Origin of the sequence: Luteimicrobium subarcticum (assembly GCF_002798015.1) — a bacterium.
Classification (GTDB): domain Bacteria; phylum Actinomycetota; class Actinomycetes; order Actinomycetales; family Cellulomonadaceae; genus Luteimicrobium; species Luteimicrobium subarcticum.
This window is the reverse complement of sequence record NZ_PGTZ01000009.1, coordinates 176763-193549: the sequence shown is the minus strand read 5'-3', so window position 1 is coordinate 193549 and position 16787 is coordinate 176763. Positions and strand designations below refer to the sequence as shown.

Genomic DNA, 16787 nt, shown 5'->3' with positions numbered 1-16787 from the left:
CGGAGACGGACAGGTCGTCCTGCACGGTCGGGTCGACCCGGTCGACCTGCAGACCGAGATGCAGCGGTCGTTCCTCGACTACGCGATGAGCGTCATCGTCTCGCGCGCCCTCCCGGACGTGAAGGACGGCCTCAAGCCGGTCCACCGCCGCGTCCTCTACGCGATGTACGACGGCGGCTACCGCCCCGACCGCGGCTACAACAAGTGCTCCCGCGTCGTCGGTGACGTCATGGGCAAGTACCACCCGCACGGCGACTCGGCGATCTACGACGCCCTCGTCCGCCTCGTGCAGGACTGGTCGCTGCGCTACCCGCTCGTCGCCGGTCAGGGGAACTTCGGGTCGCCGGGCAACGACCCCGCCGCCGCGCCGCGGTACACCGAGTGCCGCATGGCGCCGCTGGCCATGGAGATGGTCCGCGACATCGACAAGGACACCGTCGACTTCCAGGACAACTACGACGGCAAGACGCAGGAGCCCGTCGTCCTGCCGGCGCGGTTCCCGAACCTGCTGGTGAACGGCTCGGCCGGCATCGCCGTCGGCATGGCGACCAACATCCCGCCGCACAACCTGCGCGAGGTCGCCGAGGGCGTGCACTGGCACCTCGACCACCCGGAGGCGTCGCGCGAGGAGCTCCTGGAGGCGCTGCTCGTCCGGATCAAGGGCCCGGACTTCCCCACCGCGGCGACGATCCTCGGGCACCGCGGCATCGAGGACGCGTACCGCACCGGTCGTGGCTCGATCACCATGCGCGCGGTGGTCGAGGTCGAGGAGATCCACGGCCGCACGTGCCTCGTGGTCACCGAGCTGCCGTACCAGGTCAACCCCGACAACCTGGCCGAGAAGATCGCCCAGATGGTCCGCGAGAACCGCGTCCAGGGCATCGCCGACATCAAGGACGAGACCTCCGGCCGCACCGGCCAGCGTCTCGTCATCGTGCTGAAGCGCGACGCGGTCGCCAAGGTCGTGCTCAACAACCTGTACAAGCACACGCAGCTCCAGGACACGTTCGGCGCCAACATGCTGGCGCTCGTCGACGGGGTGCCCCGCACGCTGTCGATCGACGCGTTCGTCCGGCACTGGACGACGCACCAGCTCGACGTCGTGGTGCGTCGCACCGCGTACCTGCTGCGCAAGGCCGAGGCCGAGATCCACATCTACACGGGTCTGCTCAAGGCGCTCGACCAGCTCGACGAGGTCATCGCGCTCATCCGCCGCTCCCCCGACGCGGACGCGGCCCGTGAGGGCCTCATGGCACTGCTCGACGTCGACGACCTGCAGGCGCGCGCGATCCTCGACATGCAGCTCCGTCGTCTGGCGGCCCTGCAGCGCCAGGAGATCATCGACAAGCACGCCGAGCTCGAGCACCAGATCGTCGGCTACCGGGCGATCCTCGCGTCGGAGCGGCGCCAGCGCGAGATCGTGGGCGAGGAGCTCGACGAGATCGTGGCCCGGTACGGCGACGAGCGACGCACCACGATCCTCCCGTACGACGGGGAGGTCTCCATCGAGGACCTCATCGCCGAGGAGGAGATGGTCGTCACCATCACGCGCGGCGGCTACGCCAAGCGCACCCGGTCCGACAACTACCGCTCGCAGCGACGTGGCGGCAAGGGCGTCCGGGGTGCCCAGCTGCGCGAGGACGACATCGTCGACCACTTCTTCGTGACGACGACGCACCACTGGCTGTTGTTCTTCACCAACCTGGGTCGTGTGTACCGCGCCAAGGCGTACGAGCTGCCCGAGGGCGGCCGCGACGCCAAGGGACAGCACGTCGCGAACCTGCTGGCCTTCCAGCCGGGCGAGCGGATCGCCCAGGTCCTCGACATGCGCGACTACGACGCCGCCGAGTACCTGGTCCTCGCGACGCGCGCGGGCCTGGTCAAGAAGTCGCGGCTCCAGGACTACAACTCCCCGCGGTCCGGCGGCCTCATCGCGATCAACCTCCGCGAGGACGAGGACGGCGCCCCCGACGAGCTCGTGGCGGCACTGCTCGTCGACGCGTCGGACGATCTGGTGCTGGTGTCGCGCAAGGGACAGTCGGTGCGGTTCTCGGCGACCGACGAGGCGCTCCGTCCGATGGGCCGCGCGACGTCCGGTGTCACGGGCATGAAGTTCCGTGAGGGTGACGAGCTGCTGTCCGCCGACGTCGTCCGGGAGGACGCCTTCCTGTTCACCGTCACCGAGGGCGGCCTGGCCAAGCGCACCGCGCTCACCGTCGAGAACTACCGCGTCCAGAACCGCGGTGGCCTCGGCATCAAGGTGGCCAACCTGCCAGCGTCCCGTGGAGACCTCGTGGGGGGACTCGTCGTGGACGGTGACGACGAGGTCCTGGTCATCATGGAGCGGGGGAAGATCGTCCGGTCTGCCGTGGCCGAGGTCAACCCGACCGGTCGCAGCACCCAGGGCGTCAACTTTGCCAAGCCGGACAACGGCGACCGGATCATCGGGGTGGCCCGGAACGTCGAGCGCAATCTCGGCGACGATGGGGCTACCGTGGAGGACACCGGAAACCCCGCTGACGACGACGGCGCCCCGACCGACACGCACACTGCTGGATCCGCCGACGAGACCACCCGAGGATGACCTGGATGACGGACGACAAGCACGCGGCACCGCCCGCGATCGCACCCCAGACGGTGACGCCCCGCCCGGACGGCGTCCGCGGCGACGTGCCGCCACCGCCCACGGGCGGCGTCGCGACGGGTGTCCGTCCGGTCGACCAGGGTGCCCCTGACGAGATGACGCGTCCGCGGGCGGACGAGGCGCGGTCCCCGATGGACGCGATGCGTCGCGCGGCACGCTCGGTGACCGCTGTGGTGACGGGCGAGTCCGCGGCTCCCCCGCCGCCGCCGCCCGGCGGAGCCGAGCCCGCCGCTGCCGGCGCGCCCCGCGTCAGCGCGTACGGGCAGCCGGCCGCGGACCAGCCGGCCGAGGCACGCCAGGCGTCCTCGCCGCGTGCGACGACGTCGGGCGCCGCCGCCGTGCAGCACGCCGTCGACCCCGGGACGCCGCGTCGCGTGCGGCTCGTGGTGTCGCGCGTCAGCCCGTGGTCGGTCGCCAAGATGGCGTTCCTGCTGTCGATCGCCGTCGGGATCATCACGGTCGTGGCAACGGCCGTGGTGTGGTCCGTGCTCAACGGGATGCACCTGTTCGCCGACATCGACGCGCAGGTCAAGAGCATCGTGGGAGACGACACCACGGTGAACGTCCTCCAGTACGTCGCGTTCAGCCGGACGATGTCGTTCTCCGTCGTCATCGCGGTCATCAACATCGTGCTGATCACCGCTCTCGCGACTCTCGGGGCGTTTCTCTACAACATCACGTCCGCGCTGGTCGGCGGCGTGCACGTCACGCTGACGGACGACTGACGATCGGCCGACCCCGGCAGACCACGCGGCGGGTCCCTCCACCCGGGCCCGCCGCACCCCGCCGGTTTGGGAGGGGACCCTCGGATGGGGTAGTCTCAAGCGCCGCCACACCGCGACTCACTGGTTCTTCCACGGGGTCCGGATCGTGCGAACGGGCCTATAGCTCAGACGGTTAGAGCGCTTCCCTGATAAGGAAGAGGTCAGAGGTTCAAGTCCTCTTAGGCCCACCACCGAACCCATCGAGGGGGGACGTATGAAGAAGCTCCTGCTGCTCCTGATCGCCGTGGGTGCGGGGATCATCGTCTGGCGCAAGCTGTCCGACCAGGATGACGCGCGCGATCTCTGGGCTGAGGTCACCGACACCTTCGAGTGATCGGACGCCCCTGGTGCACGACCCGGGGCACAGCGCGGGGCCATGGCGCAATTGGTAGCGCACCTGCTTTGCAAGCAGGGGGTTAGGGGTTCGAGTCCCCTTGGCTCCACCGGCAGAAGGCCGGGACCGACAGTCGTCGGTCCCGGCCTTCGCCGTTGTGCGGGTGGTGTCAGCCAGCCGGCTTGTCACCGTCGTTCTCGACACCCGACAGGGTCTCGGTCGCCGCGTCAGCGGCGTCCTCGACCTTCGCGTGGGCGGCGTCGCCGGCGTCCTCTGCGGCGTCCTCGGCCTTGTCCGCCGACCGGCTCGCGGTGGAGCGGGCCTTGGTGGTCGCCTTCTTGGTCGCCGCGACCGCCTTGTCGACCGCGTCGGACGCCTTGGCCGTGAGGTCCTCGGTCGTCTCCTGAACCTGGTCGGCGACCTTTCCGGCGACGTCGCGCCCCTTGGCGACCGCCGAGCCCGCGGCCTCGCCGATGCTGTCCGCCGCGTCGGACGCCGCGTCCTTGGTGTTCTCGACGAGCGCGTCGAAGCTGTGGCTCGGCACGTCCACGGGCTCCGCCCACGGGTCGACCTGGGGCCGCGAGCGGCGCCAGGCCACGACACCGGCCCCGATGGCCGCACCGAAGAGCAGGAACCACCACTTCTTGTGGGACTTCTTCTCCTCGACGACGAAGATCGACCCGTCCGACACCGAGGCGGCGGCCGACCGGGCGGCCGAGGCCACGAGGTCGGGCGTCTTCTGGATGGCGTCGGCGCCCGCGGCGAGGCCGGCCGCCGTGGCGCGCCCGGTGCTGTCCCCCGCTGCCGCGGCCGCAGCGTTGATCCTCTCGACCAGCCTCGGGATGAGGTCGTCGACGATCCTGTCGTGGGCGGAGTCGATCGCCGGGCCTGCCTTCTCGGCGGCCTTCTCGACCTGGGGCGCCGCGGCCTGGACGCTGCTGCGGTACGCGTCCTCGAGACGTGGGCGCAGCCACTCCAGGAGGGCCTCGACCCGTGGTGCTGTCCAGTCCTTCGCCGCGGAGGCCGCGTCCTTGGCCTGGCCGGCGAAGTTCTGCGCGGCGTGACCGGCCTGCGCGCTCGCGTCGGCGAGCGCGGCCGCGGCGTCCGCGGCCTGCTCCTTGATCCGTTCGGCGTCGATGTGGTCGACAGCGTCGCTGACGCCCTTCTGGACGTTCTTCGAGGCGTTCTTCAGCATGGGGCTCCCTCGCTCGGGTGCGGTTCCTACAGTGGCATCAGGGTTCACTCTGCCACCGCCCCCGACCACTCGCGCGTGCGAGAATGCCACCATGTTCGCAACCCTTCACACCACGTCCGGTGACATCCGCATCGAGCTGCTCGAGAACCACGCGCCGAAGACGGTCGCGAACTTCACGGGCCTCGCGACCGGGTCGAAGACCTGGACCGACCCGCGCACCGGCGCCGAGCGGAACGACGCGCTCTACGACGGCACGATCTTCCACCGCGTCATCGACAGCTTCATGATCCAGGGTGGCGACCCGCTGGGCACCGGCACCGGCGGCCCCGGCTACACGTTCGACGACGAGATCCACCCGGAGCTCGTGTTCGACCAGCCCTACCTGCTCGCGATGGCGAACGCCGGCAAGCGCCGCAACCCCGTGACGGGCGAGACCCAGGGCACCAACGGTTCGCAGTTCTTCGTCACGACCGTCGCCACCCCGTGGCTCAACGGCAAGCACAGCATCTTCGGCCGCGTCGCGGACGACGAGAGCAAGGCCGTCGTCGACGCCATCGGGACGACGCCCGTGCGTCCTGGCGACCGTCCGGTCCAGGACGTCGTGATCCAGTCGGTCACGATCGAGGACTGACCCCATCAGCACGACGCCGCCGCCCGGGCAGCCGCCGCTCGGCGCGCCGCTGCCCGGCGGCGACACCCCCGCGCCCGTCTGCCCCCGCCACCCGGACCGGGTGTCGTACGTGCGCTGCCAGCGCTGCGGCCGGCCAGCGTGCCCGGAGTGCCAGCGTCCCGCCGCGGTGGGTGTCCAGTGCGTCGACTGCGTGCGCGAGGGCAGCCGGAACGTCCGGGCCGCCAAGAACCCGCTCGGCACCACGGTCCGTGGCGGCCGTCCCGTCGTCACGCTGACCCTCATCGGGATCTGCGTGGTGAGCTGGGTCCTGCAGCTCGCCACGGGCGGGAGCTGGACCGAGCGGTGGGCGTTCTGGCCCGCGATCGGTCACGCCGAGCCGTGGCGGATGCTCACGACGACGTTCCTGCACTCGGACAACGTCCTGCACATCCTGCTCAACATGTACGCGCTGTGGCTCATGGGGCAGTTCCTCGAGCCGCTGCTCGGCCGTGCCCGGTTCCTCGCGCTGTACCTGATCTGTGCCCTGGCAGGGTCGGTCGGCGTGCTGCTGCTGGCCTCCCCCACGGACGCGTCGTGGCGGACGGCGGCCATCGGGGCGTCCGGCGCCGTGTTCGGCCTGTTCGGCGCGGCCGTCCCCGTGCTGCGCCGGGCCGGGATGCAGGGCACGCAGATGATCGGTCTCATCGTGCTGAACTTCGTGCTCGGCTTCGTCATCGCGAACGTCGCGTGGCAGGCGCATCTGGGCGGCCTCGTGATGGGGCTCGCCCTCGGGTTCGTCTTCGCCTACGCGCCCCGCGACCGGGCGATGCTGGTGTCGTGGATCGGCTGCGGCGTGGCCGTCGTGCTGCTGGTGGTGCTCATCCAGGCGCGGTACGCGTCCGTGTCGCACGTGTTCTACGCAGGGGGCGCGGCCCCCGCCGCAGCCGGGTGGGTGAGTTACACCGCTGTCGTTATCCACACCTTCATCCACCGCTGGGGACGAAGGGTCGAGCGCGACAGGTGGGTCACTTCCAGCGGGTCAGCATCCCGAAACCGGTGAGCATCAGCGCGAAACCGACCGCAAGGTTCCAGCGACCGATCGCCGGGATCGGGAGGTCCGCCTTGCCGGACGTCAGGTAGAACAGCACGACCCACACCAGGCCCATGATCATCAGGCCGAACACGACCGGTGCGAACCACTGAGGGTTCGCTGCGTCGGCCTTGTGCGAGATCGCGGGGGCGTCGTGGTGGGCCTTCTTGCGGCGCTTCGACTCGGGCACGTCGTGATCCTCGTTCTCCCAGATAATGCTCCGTGCGATGGCGACCGCACCGAGACGGCACCGTCGTCAGCGCCGCGCCCCCTTAGGGTAGCGGCCTGCGACAATGACCGAGGACAGCCGCCGGGACCGACGACAGACGGACTGACGCCGTCCGCGACCGACGACCCTCCGGAGGAGACCCGCCGTGATCCGCCGCCGACCCCGGGTGCGCGCTGCCGTCAGCGTGGCTCTCGTCCTCGCGCTCGCCGGTCTGCTCTTCACCGCCAGCGCGGAGCTGGCCCGCGGCACCCAGGCGCGGCACCCGCAGGACCTGTCACAGCTCGTGCAGGCCGAGTCGGACGAGGTGGGGCGCCTGCAGGGCCAGGTGGACGACCTGCAGGGTCAGGTCGACACGTTGTCCCAGGCGGGCTCGGCGAGCATCCCCACCGGCGATCCGAAGGTCATGGCACCGGCTGACGTGGAAGCCGGCCTGGTGCCTGTGACCGGCGGGGGTCTGACGGTTGCGCTGTCCGACGCCCCGCAGACCGGCAACTACCCACCCGGCATCACCGTCGACGACCTCGTGGTGCACCAGCAGGACATGCAGGCGGTCATCAACGCTCTGTGGGCGGGCGGGGCCGAGGCGATGATGCTCGAGGACCAGCGGGTCACGGCGACGACTGCGTTCCGCTGCGTCGGCAACGTCCTGTCCCTGGGTGGACGCCTCTACTCGCCACCGTTCACCGTCACCGCGATCGGCGACCCCGCCGCGATGCGTGGGGCGCTCGACGCGTCACCCCAGATCGCGATCTACAAGCAGTACGTCGACGCGGTCGACCTCGGCTGGAAGGTCACCGACAAGAAGTCCCTCGACATGCCGGCCGCTTCCGCCGCCACTCTCGAGCACGCGACCGTCCCGTCCGGCACCGACGTCTTCGGCTCGGACTGAGCGTCGGCGATACTGGAGTCATGTACGGGGCGCTGTGGCGAGCTCTCCCGGGGCCGGTGTGGCTCCGGGTCATCATCCTGCTCGCGCTGGCGTTCGCGGTCGTCGCAGCCCTGTTCCTCTGGGTCTTCCCCGTGATCGAGCCCTACATGCCGTTCAACGACCAGACCGTCACGCAGGACGGGTGACGGCCCGGTGCCGCACCACTCCCCCGACACCCGCCCAGGAGCACCGATGACCCGCATCCTCGTCGTCGACAACTACGACTCGTTCGTCTACACGATCGTCGGCTACCTCGACCAGCTCGGTGCCGAGACCGTCGTGGTGCGCAACGACGCGGTGCCGCCGCTCGCGGAGCGCGGAGGGTTCGACGGGGTGCTGATCTCCCCCGGCCCGGGTGACCCGAAGGGCGCCGGCGACTCCCTGGACGTCATCCGTGACTGCGCCGCGACCGGGACGCCGATGCTCGGTGTCTGCCTGGGGCACCAGGCGCTCGGTGAGGCCTTCGGTGCGACGGTGACGCACGCGCCCGAGCTCATGCACGGCAAGACCAGCCTCGTGGAGCACGACGACACCGGGGTGCTCGGCGGGCTGCCGTCGCCCTTCACGGCGACGCGGTACCACTCGCTCGCCGTCGTGCGGGACACCGTGCCCGACGAGCTCCAGATCACCGCGCAGACCGCGTCAGGCATCGTCATGGGGCTCCAGCACCGGGAGCTCCCGCTCCACGGTGTGCAGTTCCACCCCGAGTCCGTGCTCACCGAGGGCGGGCACCGCCTCCTGGCCAACTGGCTCGAGGTGTGCGGGGCCGCGGACGCCGTCGAGCGCGCGGCCGGGCTCGCGCCGCTCGTGCGGCGCTGAGCCCCGGGGCGGTCAGCCCCGGCCGCCGCCGTCGTCTCCCCGACCTCCGCCCCCGAGCCCGTCCGTGGACGTCGGGTCGGGCGTTCCTGGACCGAGCGAGATGAACAGGACGATCGGGTCGCTCGCCTTGACCTGGGTTCCCGGGCCGGGCTGGACGTTGACGACCGTGCCCTCAGGCTGATCGCTCTGGACGTTCTGGTCCTCGCCGTGCGTGAAGCCGTTCTGCTGGAGCTCCGCGCTGGCGTCCTCCTGCGACTTGCCGATGAGGTCGCCGGGCACGGTGAGCATCTGCTCGGCGAACTTGCCGACCGTCAGCGTGACCGTGCTGTGCTGGGCGACGGAGCCGGGGTTCGGGGACTGGGCGAGGACCTTGCCGTCCTGGTTCTTGTCCGTGACGTCCTGCGAGGTCTGGCTGACCTGGAGCTTGAGCTCGTTCGTGAGCTTGTTGACCGCGTCGTCGGCCTTCTCCCCCGTGACGTCGGGCAGCTCGACGAGACCGTTGGACGTGAAGATCTCGACCGTGGCCCCGGCATCGACCGTCGAGCCGGCCTTGGGCTCGGTCCGCGTGACGGTGTCCTTCTTGACGTCGGCGCTGTTCTCCGACGACGGCCCCGAGACCTTGAGCTTCAGGGCCGTGAGCTCGGCCTGCGCCTCCGAGAACGACTTCCCTGCGAGGTCGTCGGGGATCTCGACGGACTGCGGCCCGGCCGAGAAGTACACCTTGACGGTGCTTCCCTCGTCGACCTGCGTGCCTGCCTTCGGGTCGGAGCTCGCGGCGTCGCCCTCGGGCCTCTCGGAAGAGGGGGCCTGCAGGGCGGAGATCTTCAGGTTGACCTTGTCGAGCTCCTGGGTCGCGGCGTCCTTCGTCATGCCCACCACGTTGGGGACGGCGACCTGCTGGGGCGCCTCGTCCTTGCCGCCGTCGAGCAGGAGCAGCGTGACGATGAGGGCGAGTGCGACGACGCCGACGGCCACGAGCGTCCAGATGAGACCCTTGTGCGACTTCTTCGCGGGCTCCTCGTCCTCCGGCGCCACGGGCGGCTCGGCCACCGGGGTCGTCGCAGCGGCCTGACCCCACGCCTGGGTCGGGGTGGGCGACAGCAGCTGCGTGGCGCCGGCGTCCGCACCGAGGGCGGCCGCGCCCGCGCCGAGCGCGGCGGCGCCGAGCACCGCGGTCGCGGCCGGGGGTGCGCTCAGCGTGCCGCCGTGCATCGCGGCATCGAGGTCGGAGCGAAACTCCGCTGCGGTGGAGTAGCGCTGGTCGCGGTCCTTGGTGAGGGCGCGCAGCGTGATCCGGTCGAGAACCTCGGGGACGTCGGGTGCCACGCTCGACGGGGCGGGCGCCGCCTCGCTGACGTGCTGGTACGCGACCGCGACGGGGGAGTCACCGGTGAACGGCGGACGCCCGGTGAGCAGCTCGAAGAAGAGGCAGCCCGTCGAGTAGAGGTCGCTGCGGGCGTCGACGGTCTCGCCGCGCGCCTGCTCGGGGGAGAGGTACTGCGCGGTGCCGATGACGGCCTGCGTCTGGGTCATGGTCGCCGCGGAGTCGGCGACCGCGCGCGCGATGCCGAAGTCCATGACCTTGACCGCGCCGGTCGGCGTGATCATCACGTTCGCGGGCTTGATGTCGCGGTGGACGATCCCGGCGTGGTGCGAGTACTCGAGCGCGGACAGCACGCCGGACGTGATCTCGACGGCCTCGTCGATCGGCACGGCGTGCCCGTCGCGCAGGATGTCGCGGACGGTGTGCCCCTCGACGTACTCCATGACGATGAACGGCGTGTGTGTACGGTTCCCCGCCGCATCTGTACCGATGTCCTCGCCCGTGTCGTACACGGCGACGATGGCAGGGTGGTTCAGTGCGGCGGCCGCCTGCGCCTCGCGCCGGAAGCGGGCGAGGAACGAGGGGTCGCGCGCGAGGTCCGCGCGCAGCACCTTGATCGCGACGGTCCGGCCGAGTCGGGTGTCGTGCCCGATGTGCACCTCGGCCATGCCGCCACGACCGATCAGCTCACCGACCTCGTACCGGCCGGCGAGGATCCGTTGCGGGTTCTCCACCACTACGCGTCCTTATCGATCGTCGGGCCGCCGTGCGCAGACCCCCAGTCCGTCGTGGACAGGACGATCATCCCATCCCCGACCCCGTTCTCCGTCACTCCCGCGCTCTTGCCGTCGCCGGAGCCACCCCCTCCGGCCAGGCCGAACACCGCCGCGAGGATCAGCACCACCACGGCGACGACCAGGGCGACCGCCGGCCAGGACAACGGGCCGATCCCGCCGCCGCCCAGGCGGTTCGACGCGGTCGGGCGTGCCGCCCGCGCCTCCTGGTCCCGTCGGACCTCGGCGCGGGTCCGGACCGTGGCGCGCGAGCTCGGCGGAGGAGGCGGCGGCGCGGCCGTCGCGGCCCCCGCTCCGGCGGCGGCCGCCGGTGCCTGTGCGGGCGCCGTGGAACGTGCTGGCGCGTCGCGGTGGCGTGCCGCGACAGGTCGTGCCGCGGCACGGGTCGTCCCCGTCCGTGCGGCCGCCCGCGTCGGCGCCGGCCGCGACCGCGGTGCCGCGGTCTTCTCCTCGGCCGCGCGCGACTGCTGGACGACACGACGCGGCGGGTAGGCGCGTGCGGTCTCGCCGGGCTTGTCTTCGGCCCGTTCCGGGACGGCGGACGCCGCGGGTCGTTGTCCGCTACCGCGCGACGGCGACGCGGGGCGCGTCGTCGTGCTCGGCGGCAGGGCGATGACCTCGGTCGCGTGGGCCCCGCGCCGGGCCGACCGGTCCCGCGCGATCCGTGCGGTGATCTGCTCGAGGGCACGGGCCATCACCGCGGCGCTGCGCGGACGACCGGCGGGGTCCTTGGACAGGCACGCCTCGACGAGCGTGACGAGCTCGCGGTCGATGGTCCCCGACATCGGCGGGACCGGCTGGTTCACGTGCGCCACCGCGATGTCCACCGGCGTCGGTCCGGTGAACGGTCGCTTGCCCATGAGCGCCTCGAACGCCACGATCCCGAGCGCGTACACGTCCGACGCGGGCGTCGCGGGGCGGCCGATCGCCTGCTCGGGGGAGAGGTACTGCGCCGTCCCCATGACCATGCCGGTCGCGGTCATCGGCACCTGGTTGGCGGCGAGGGAGACGCCGAAGTCGGTGAGCTTCACGCCGCCGCCGCGCTCGAGCAGGATGTTCCCCGGCTTGACGTCGCGGTGCACGACGCCTGCTACGTGTGCCGCGTGGAGGCCGTCGGCGGCCTGCGACAGGATCGGGAGCAGGCGCGCCACGGGGACGACGGGCTCCCGCTCGAGCAGGTCGGACATCGGCTCGCCCTGCACGAGCTCCATGACGAGATACCCCGTGCCGTCCTGCTCCCCGTAGTCGTACATCTGCGCGATGCAGGGGTGGGACAGCTTGGCGTTGTTGCGCGCCTCGGTGCGCAGGCGGCGCAGGAAGTCCTCGTCGCCCGCGAACTCGGCACGGAGGACCTTGACCGCGACGTCGCGACCGAGGGAGTCGTCCTGTGCGACCCACACCTCGCCCATGCCGCCGACGGCGATCCGCCGCACCAGGTGGTAGCGGCCGCCGAGCGCGAGACCCTTGACCGGCTTCATCCGCCCAGCACCGCCTGGATGACAGCCTTCGCGATCGGTGCCGCGACCGTCCCGCCGGTCGCCTCGGACGTGGCGCTCCCGCCGTGCTCGACGATCACCGCGACCGCGACCTTCGGGTCGTCGGCCGGGGCGAAGCCGGTGAACCAGGCGTGCGGCGCCTGCCCGGCGGCGTTCTCGGCCGTCCCCGTCTTGCCGGCGACCTCGACGCCCGGGATCTGCGCGGGCGTGCCCGTCCCGGACTGCACGACGCCGATCATCATGTCGGTGAGCTGGCGCGCGGTGGACGTCGACACCGACTCCCGCAGCTCCTGGGGCTCCGCCTCGGAGACGACCTTGAGGTCGGGGTCGCGGACCGTCTGGACGAGGTACGGCTGCATCTCGCGGCCACCGTTCGCGATGGTCGCGCTGATCATCGCGATCTGCATCGGGGTGGCCGTGACGTCGCCCTGACCGATGGCCGTCCGCATCGTCTGCGCCTTGTCGTCCGTGGGCGGCACGTGGCTCTGCGTCACCGTCATCGGCACGCTGAGGTCGGTGTCGAAGCCGAACTTCTTCGCCTGGGACACCAGCGCGTCGTCACCGAGGTCGAGCCCGAGCTGCGCGAAGGCCGTATTGCACGACATCTCGAGCGCCGCCTCGAGCGACATCTTGCCGGTCGGGGAGCACACCTCGCCTCCGTAGTTCTGCAGGGCCTTGCTCGAGTTCGGGTACGGGAGCTCGTTCGGTGCGTCGATCTGCGTGTCGGGGGAGTAGTCGCCGTTCTCGAGCGCCGCCGCGGACGTCACCAGCTTGAACGTCGAGCCCGGCGGGTAGGTGTCGCCCGCGATGGCGCGGTTGGTGAGCGGGCTGCCGCTCGCGTTGAGCAGCTTCTGGTAGTTCTCGTTGACCTTCTTGGTGTCGTGCGCTGCGAGGAGGTTCGGGTCGAACGACGGCGACGAGTACAGGGCGAGGATCTTCCCCGTGCTCGGCTCGATCGCGACGACGGCACCGCGCTGGTCGCCGAGGCCCTTCGCCGCCGCGGCCTGCGCCTTCGGGTCGATGGTGAGCTCGACGGACGACCCCTGCTGCTGCTGACCCGTGAGGGACTGCTTGACGCGCTGCATCCAGAGCTCGTCCGCCGATCCGTTGAGGACGTCGTCCTCGGAGTCCTCGATCTGGGTCCGGCCGAACGTCACCGAGTAGAAGCCCGTGACGGGGGCGTAGAGCGAGCCCTTGGAGTAGCTGCGCAGGTACTTGAACGGGTCGTCGACGGGGTCGGAGACCGCGACGGACGTGCCGCCGACGACGATCGGCCCGCGGAACACGCCGTACTCGCGGTAGATCGTGCGGACGTTGCGTCCGTCGGTGTTCAGCTCGCCCGCCCGGAAGTACTGGTAGTACGTCGTCGCGGCCATGAGCGCGAGCATCATGACGAGGACGACGGTCGCGAGGCGTCGGATGGGGACGTTCATGCGCGCGGGTCCTCCTCACCGGGTGCCGGGGGGCGTTTGACGGTCGACCTGGCCGACTCGTCCGGCGGGTCGTCCGTGGTGTGCCGGGCGTCCGAGGGCCCCGGGGGGGCGGGTGGCGGCGTCGGGCGGGTCACGACGACGGTGGGCTCGTCCGTCGCCCGTGCCGCGCCCGGGTCGGCGGCGTCCTGCTCCGGCGCGACGTGGATGCCGCCCGGGGCCACGGACCCGCGTTCGGGTGCCGCAGACGGGCGCCGGGCGCTGTCGGAGATGCGCAGCAGCAGGCCGACGACCAGCCAGTTCGCCAGGAGGGACGAGCCACCCTGGGCGACGAACGGCATCGTGAGCCCGGTCAGCGGGATGAGCCGGGTGACCCCGCCGACGACGACGAAGAGCTGCCAGGCCATCGTGAACGCGAGCCCGGCGGCGAGCAGCTTGCCGAACCCGTCGCGCACGCCGATCGCGGTGCGCAGGCCGCGCTGCACGAGGATCAGGTAGAGCAGCAGGATCGCGAGCATCCCGGTGAGGCCGAGCTCCTCGCCGAGCGACGTGTAGATGAAGTCCGAGAAGGCGTAGGACACGAGGCTGGGGTACCCGTTGCCCCACCCGGTGCCGAACAGGCCGCCGTTGGCGAGGCCGTAGAGCCCGCGCACGAGCTGCCCGGAGCCCGGGCTGCCGTTGAACACGTCGGTGTCGAAGGCGTGCAGCCAGATCTGGAAGCGGACCTGGACGTGCGGGAACGCTGTCGCGGCGAACCCTGCGCCCACGCCCATGAGGACGAGACCGATGAAGACCCACGACACGCGCTGCGTCGCGATGTAGAGCATCGCGACGAACAGCCCGAAGAACAGGAGCGACGTCCCCAGGTCGGTCTCGGCGACGAGCACGACGATGGACACGGCCCAGACCACGAGGATCGGTCCCAGGTCGCGCAGGCGCGGCAGCTGGAGGCCCAGGACCTTGGGGCCGGCGACGGCGAGGGTCTCCTGGTGGGTGACGAGGTAGCCGGCGAAGAAGATCGCGAAGGCGATCTTGGCGAGCTCGGCCGGCTGGAGCGACAGCGGGCCGATGGCGACCCAGATGTGGGCGCCGTTGATGGTTCGCCCCACGTGAGGGATCAGCGGCAGCATCACGAGGCCCAGGCCGACGAGCATCGCGATGTACGTGTACCGGCGCAGCGCACGGTGGTCGCGCAGGAACCACACGACGGCCAGCGCGGCGAGCACGGCGATGGCCGTCCACTCGAGCTGGCGTCCGGCGAGGTCGTGCGGCTTGAGGCCCTTCTGGGACGCCAGGTCGAGGCGGTAGATCATCGCCAGACCGATGCCGTTGAGGCCGAGCGTGACCGGCAGGATCACCTGGTCGGCGTACGGAGCGCGAAAGCGGAGCACGAGGTGGGCGACGACCGCGACCGCGACGAACCCGGTCACCTGGGCCCAGAAGTCGGCGGGCAGGCTGTCGACCACTCGGATGCTGACCAGGGCGTACGCACCGATGCCGACGGCCAGCGCGACGACGAGCAGCATGAGCTCGGCACCGCGCCGGGGGCGGGCGGGGGCGCTCGTGGTGGCGCGCGGAGGCGCGGCGACGGCGGACGCGCTCATCCGGCGGACCCTGTGGTGCGGGTCGCGTGCGGGGTCGCCCTCGCGTGGGGAACCGTCGCGTGCGGCGGGGTCGCGCGCGGCGCCGTGGTCGCGGTGGCCCGCGGTCGCGCGGTGGTGGTGGATCCCGGGGTGGCGGTCGGCCCGGGCGTGGCGGCCGTGGGATCGGACGTCGGCGACCCGGTGGCCGTCGGTCCGGGGGTCGGGACGGTGCCGGTCACGACGTCGCGAGCGATCGTCTCGGCGTCCGCCAAGGACGACGCCGGGATGGTCTGGTCGAGCCGGTCCGCGACGTACGACGGCAGGGTCGACACCTGTACACCCGTGAGCTCGACCGGCGTGGACAGCGTGATGGGACCCACGCTCTGAGGTACACCGCGGAAGACCGCGACCTGACCGTCGCTCGTCCCGACGAAGTACTGCTTCTGCGTCCACCCGTACGCCGCGTAGCCGCCCGCCATGACGAGCACCAGCGCGAGGAGGGTCGCGCCGACCGCGAGAAGCCGTCGGCGACCCGTCGGGGCGGGGGGAGCGTCGCCGTCGGCGGGCCGCTCCGCCGCGTCGTCGGGGCTGTCGGCCGCGTCGTCCGAGGAGTCGTCGCCGGCCTCGTCGTTGTCGACGGCGAGGACGTCGTCGGCGGCCGCGTCGTCACCGGCCAGCGGCACGACGTGCTCGCGCGCCGCGCTGCCGACGACCTCGACGACCACGGGCAGCGTCGGGGAGTACGCCGCGTCCGGTGACTCCGTGGTCGGGGCGCCGTCCACCGGGACGGCCTCCGTGGTCGCGTCGGCCGCGTCGGGCATACCGACGACGTCCGCGATCACACAGGTCACGTTGTCGGTCGAGCCGGCGCGCAGCGCGAGCTGGACCAGCGTGTCGGCGCACGCGCCCGGGTCCTCGACGGAGATGAGGATCTGCGTCATCGTGTCGGCCCCGACGAAGCCGGACAGCCCGTCGGAGCAGAGCATCCAGCGGTCGCCCACGACCGCCTCGCGCACCGAGATGTCGGGCGTGAGGTCGACCTCGAAGTCGCCCAGCACCCGCATGACGACGTTGCGCTGCGGGTGGTGCTCGGCCTCCTCGGGGGCGATGCGACCCGTGTCGACGAGGTGCTGCACGAACGTGTGGTCCGTCGTGACCTGCACGAGCTCGTCGTCGTGGAGCAGGTAGGCCCGCGAGTCGCCGAGGTGCGCCATGACGAGCGTGTCGCCCGCACGCAGCAGCGCGGTCACGGTCGTCCCCATGCCGGCGAGCCGAGGCTCTGCGGTCGAGCGCGCGACGATGCTCTCGCGCGCCGTCTCGATCGCCACCTCGAGCTCTCCCGGTCCGTCGACGGGGGAGTGGTCGTGCCCGTCGAGGTGCGCGAGGGCGCCCACGGCGAGCGCGGACGCGATGTCACCGCCGGCGTGCCCGCCCATGCCGTCGGCGACGACGACGAGGTCGGGACCGGCGTATCCGGAGTCCTGGTTGTCCGCCCGCACGAGTCCCACGTCGGACCGTGCGGCGTACCGCAGCGCGAAGGTCATCGG

At 71.5% G+C, this 16787-nt stretch carries 15 protein-coding genes and 2 tRNA genes; 10 read left to right on the top strand and 7 right to left on the bottom strand.

Annotated elements, in window-relative coordinates; all coding sequences use genetic code 11:
- Positions 1-19: 19 nt before the first annotated feature.
- The 5 genes from gyrA to CLV34_RS11520 all read left to right on the top strand — a co-directional run bounded on the left by gyrA (position 20) and on the right by CLV34_RS11520 (position 3851).
- Entirely contained in the window at positions 20-2584 is a 2565-nt protein-coding gene (gene gyrA, locus CLV34_RS11535) for a DNA gyrase subunit A (protein WP_245859202.1), read from the top strand.
- Positions 2585-2589: 5 nt separating this feature from the next.
- Positions 2590-3369, top strand: coding sequence for a DUF3566 domain-containing protein (locus CLV34_RS11530; RefSeq protein ID WP_245859191.1), 780 nt, complete (start codon positions 2590-2592; stop codon positions 3367-3369).
- 153 nt (positions 3370-3522) lie between these two features.
- A tRNA-Ile gene (locus tag CLV34_RS11525) sits at positions 3523-3599 on the top strand.
- A 23-nt stretch (positions 3600-3622) separates the two neighbouring features.
- A complete protein-coding gene (locus CLV34_RS16740; protein WP_211289428.1) occupies positions 3623-3742 on the top strand; it encodes a DLW-39 family protein in 120 nt (39 codons plus the stop codon).
- Positions 3743-3778: 36 nt separating this feature from the next.
- Positions 3779-3851 (top strand) — tRNA-Ala (locus CLV34_RS11520).
- A gap of 60 nt (positions 3852-3911) precedes the next feature.
- Here CLV34_RS11520 and CLV34_RS11515 read toward each other — a convergent pair.
- Positions 3912-4937 (bottom strand): hypothetical protein, encoded by a 1026-nt coding sequence (locus tag CLV34_RS11515; protein WP_100350457.1) that lies wholly within the window; start codon positions 4935-4937, stop codon positions 3912-3914.
- Between the two features lie 91 nt (positions 4938-5028).
- On the opposite strand from CLV34_RS11515, the gene CLV34_RS11510 reads away from it, so the two are divergent.
- Positions 5029-5568: a peptidylprolyl isomerase gene (locus tag CLV34_RS11510; protein WP_100350456.1), complete on the top strand. Its 540-nt coding sequence runs from the start codon at positions 5029-5031 to the stop codon at positions 5566-5568.
- 190 nt (positions 5569-5758) lie between these two features.
- Entirely contained in the window at positions 5759-6607 is an 849-nt protein-coding gene (locus CLV34_RS11505; RefSeq protein ID WP_245859190.1) for a rhomboid family intramembrane serine protease, read from the top strand.
- On the opposite strand, the gene CLV34_RS11500 is transcribed toward CLV34_RS11505, so the two are convergent.
- Positions 6573-6827: a cell division protein CrgA gene (locus CLV34_RS11500; RefSeq protein WP_100350454.1), complete on the bottom strand. Its 255-nt coding sequence runs from the start codon at positions 6825-6827 to the stop codon at positions 6573-6575. The genes CLV34_RS11505 and CLV34_RS11500 overlap by 35 nt on opposite strands.
- 184 nt (positions 6828-7011) lie before the next feature.
- On the opposite strand from CLV34_RS11500, the gene CLV34_RS11495 reads away from it, so the two are divergent.
- From CLV34_RS11495 to CLV34_RS11490, 3 genes are read left to right on the top strand one after another with little or no spacing between them, the layout of a single operon-like run.
- On the top strand, positions 7012-7755 hold the full coding sequence (locus CLV34_RS11495; protein WP_100350453.1) for a DUF881 domain-containing protein: 744 nt from the start codon (positions 7012-7014) through the stop codon (positions 7753-7755).
- A 20-nt stretch (positions 7756-7775) separates the two neighbouring features.
- Positions 7776-7940: a hypothetical protein gene (locus CLV34_RS16585; protein ID WP_170044669.1), complete on the top strand. Its 165-nt coding sequence runs from the start codon at positions 7776-7778 to the stop codon at positions 7938-7940.
- A 46-nt stretch (positions 7941-7986) separates the two neighbouring features.
- The gene (locus CLV34_RS11490) at positions 7987-8613 is read left to right on the top strand and encodes an aminodeoxychorismate/anthranilate synthase component II (RefSeq protein WP_100350452.1); all 627 of its coding nucleotides are present in this window, start codon (positions 7987-7989) and stop codon (positions 8611-8613) included.
- Positions 8614-8625: 12 nt separating this feature from the next.
- On the opposite strand, the gene pknB is transcribed toward CLV34_RS11490, so the two are convergent.
- From pknB to CLV34_RS11465, 5 genes are read right to left on the bottom strand one after another with little or no spacing between them, the layout of a single operon-like run.
- A complete protein-coding gene (pknB, locus tag CLV34_RS11485; protein WP_245859189.1) occupies positions 8626-10671 on the bottom strand; it encodes a Stk1 family PASTA domain-containing Ser/Thr kinase in 2046 nt (681 codons plus the stop codon).
- 2 nt (positions 10672-10673) lie between these two features.
- Entirely contained in the window at positions 10674-12209 is a 1536-nt protein-coding gene (locus CLV34_RS11480; protein WP_100350450.1) for a serine/threonine-protein kinase, read from the bottom strand.
- On the bottom strand, positions 12206-13660 hold the full coding sequence (locus tag CLV34_RS11475) for a peptidoglycan D,D-transpeptidase FtsI family protein (protein ID WP_100350449.1): 1455 nt from the start codon (positions 13658-13660) through the stop codon (positions 12206-12208). Before CLV34_RS11475 ends, CLV34_RS11480 begins: the two co-directional genes overlap by 4 nt.
- On the bottom strand, positions 13657-15261 hold the full coding sequence (locus CLV34_RS11470; protein ID WP_100350448.1) for an FtsW/RodA/SpoVE family cell cycle protein: 1605 nt from the start codon (positions 15259-15261) through the stop codon (positions 13657-13659). The genes CLV34_RS11475 and CLV34_RS11470 overlap by 4 nt, the downstream gene beginning before the upstream one ends.
- Positions 15258-16784, bottom strand: a complete 1527-nt coding sequence (locus tag CLV34_RS11465; protein WP_100350447.1) for a PP2C family protein-serine/threonine phosphatase — start codon at positions 16782-16784, stop codon at positions 15258-15260. Before CLV34_RS11465 ends, CLV34_RS11470 begins: the two co-directional genes overlap by 4 nt.
- Between the last annotated feature and the right edge of the window lie 3 nt (positions 16785-16787).

Coding starts and splice junctions, on each gene's coding strand:
- CLV34_RS11515 (WP_100350457.1), bottom strand. CDS start 4,937: ATGCTGAAGAACGCCTCGAAGAACGTCCAGAAGGGCGTCAGCGACGCT.
- CLV34_RS11470 (WP_100350448.1), bottom strand. CDS start 15,261: ATGAGCGCGTCCGCCGTCGCCGCGCCTCCGCGCGCCACCACGAGCGCC.
- CLV34_RS11490 (WP_100350452.1), top strand. CDS start 7,987: ATGACCCGCATCCTCGTCGTCGACAACTACGACTCGTTCGTCTACACG.
- CLV34_RS11480 (WP_100350450.1), bottom strand. CDS start 12,209: ATGAAGCCGGTCAAGGGTCTCGCGCTCGGCGGCCGCTACCACCTGGTG.
- CLV34_RS11475 (WP_100350449.1), bottom strand. CDS start 13,660: ATGAACGTCCCCATCCGACGCCTCGCGACCGTCGTCCTCGTCATGATG.
- CLV34_RS11465 (WP_100350447.1), bottom strand. CDS start 16,784: ATGACCTTCGCGCTGCGGTACGCCGCACGGTCCGACGTGGGACTCGTG.
- CLV34_RS16740 (WP_211289428.1), top strand. CDS start 3,623: ATGAAGAAGCTCCTGCTGCTCCTGATCGCCGTGGGTGCGGGGATCATC.
- CLV34_RS11510 (WP_100350456.1), top strand. CDS start 5,029: ATGTTCGCAACCCTTCACACCACGTCCGGTGACATCCGCATCGAGCTG.
- CLV34_RS16585 (WP_170044669.1), top strand. CDS start 7,776: ATGTACGGGGCGCTGTGGCGAGCTCTCCCGGGGCCGGTGTGGCTCCGG.
- CLV34_RS11530 (WP_245859191.1), top strand. CDS start 2,590: ATGACGGACGACAAGCACGCGGCACCGCCCGCGATCGCACCCCAGACG.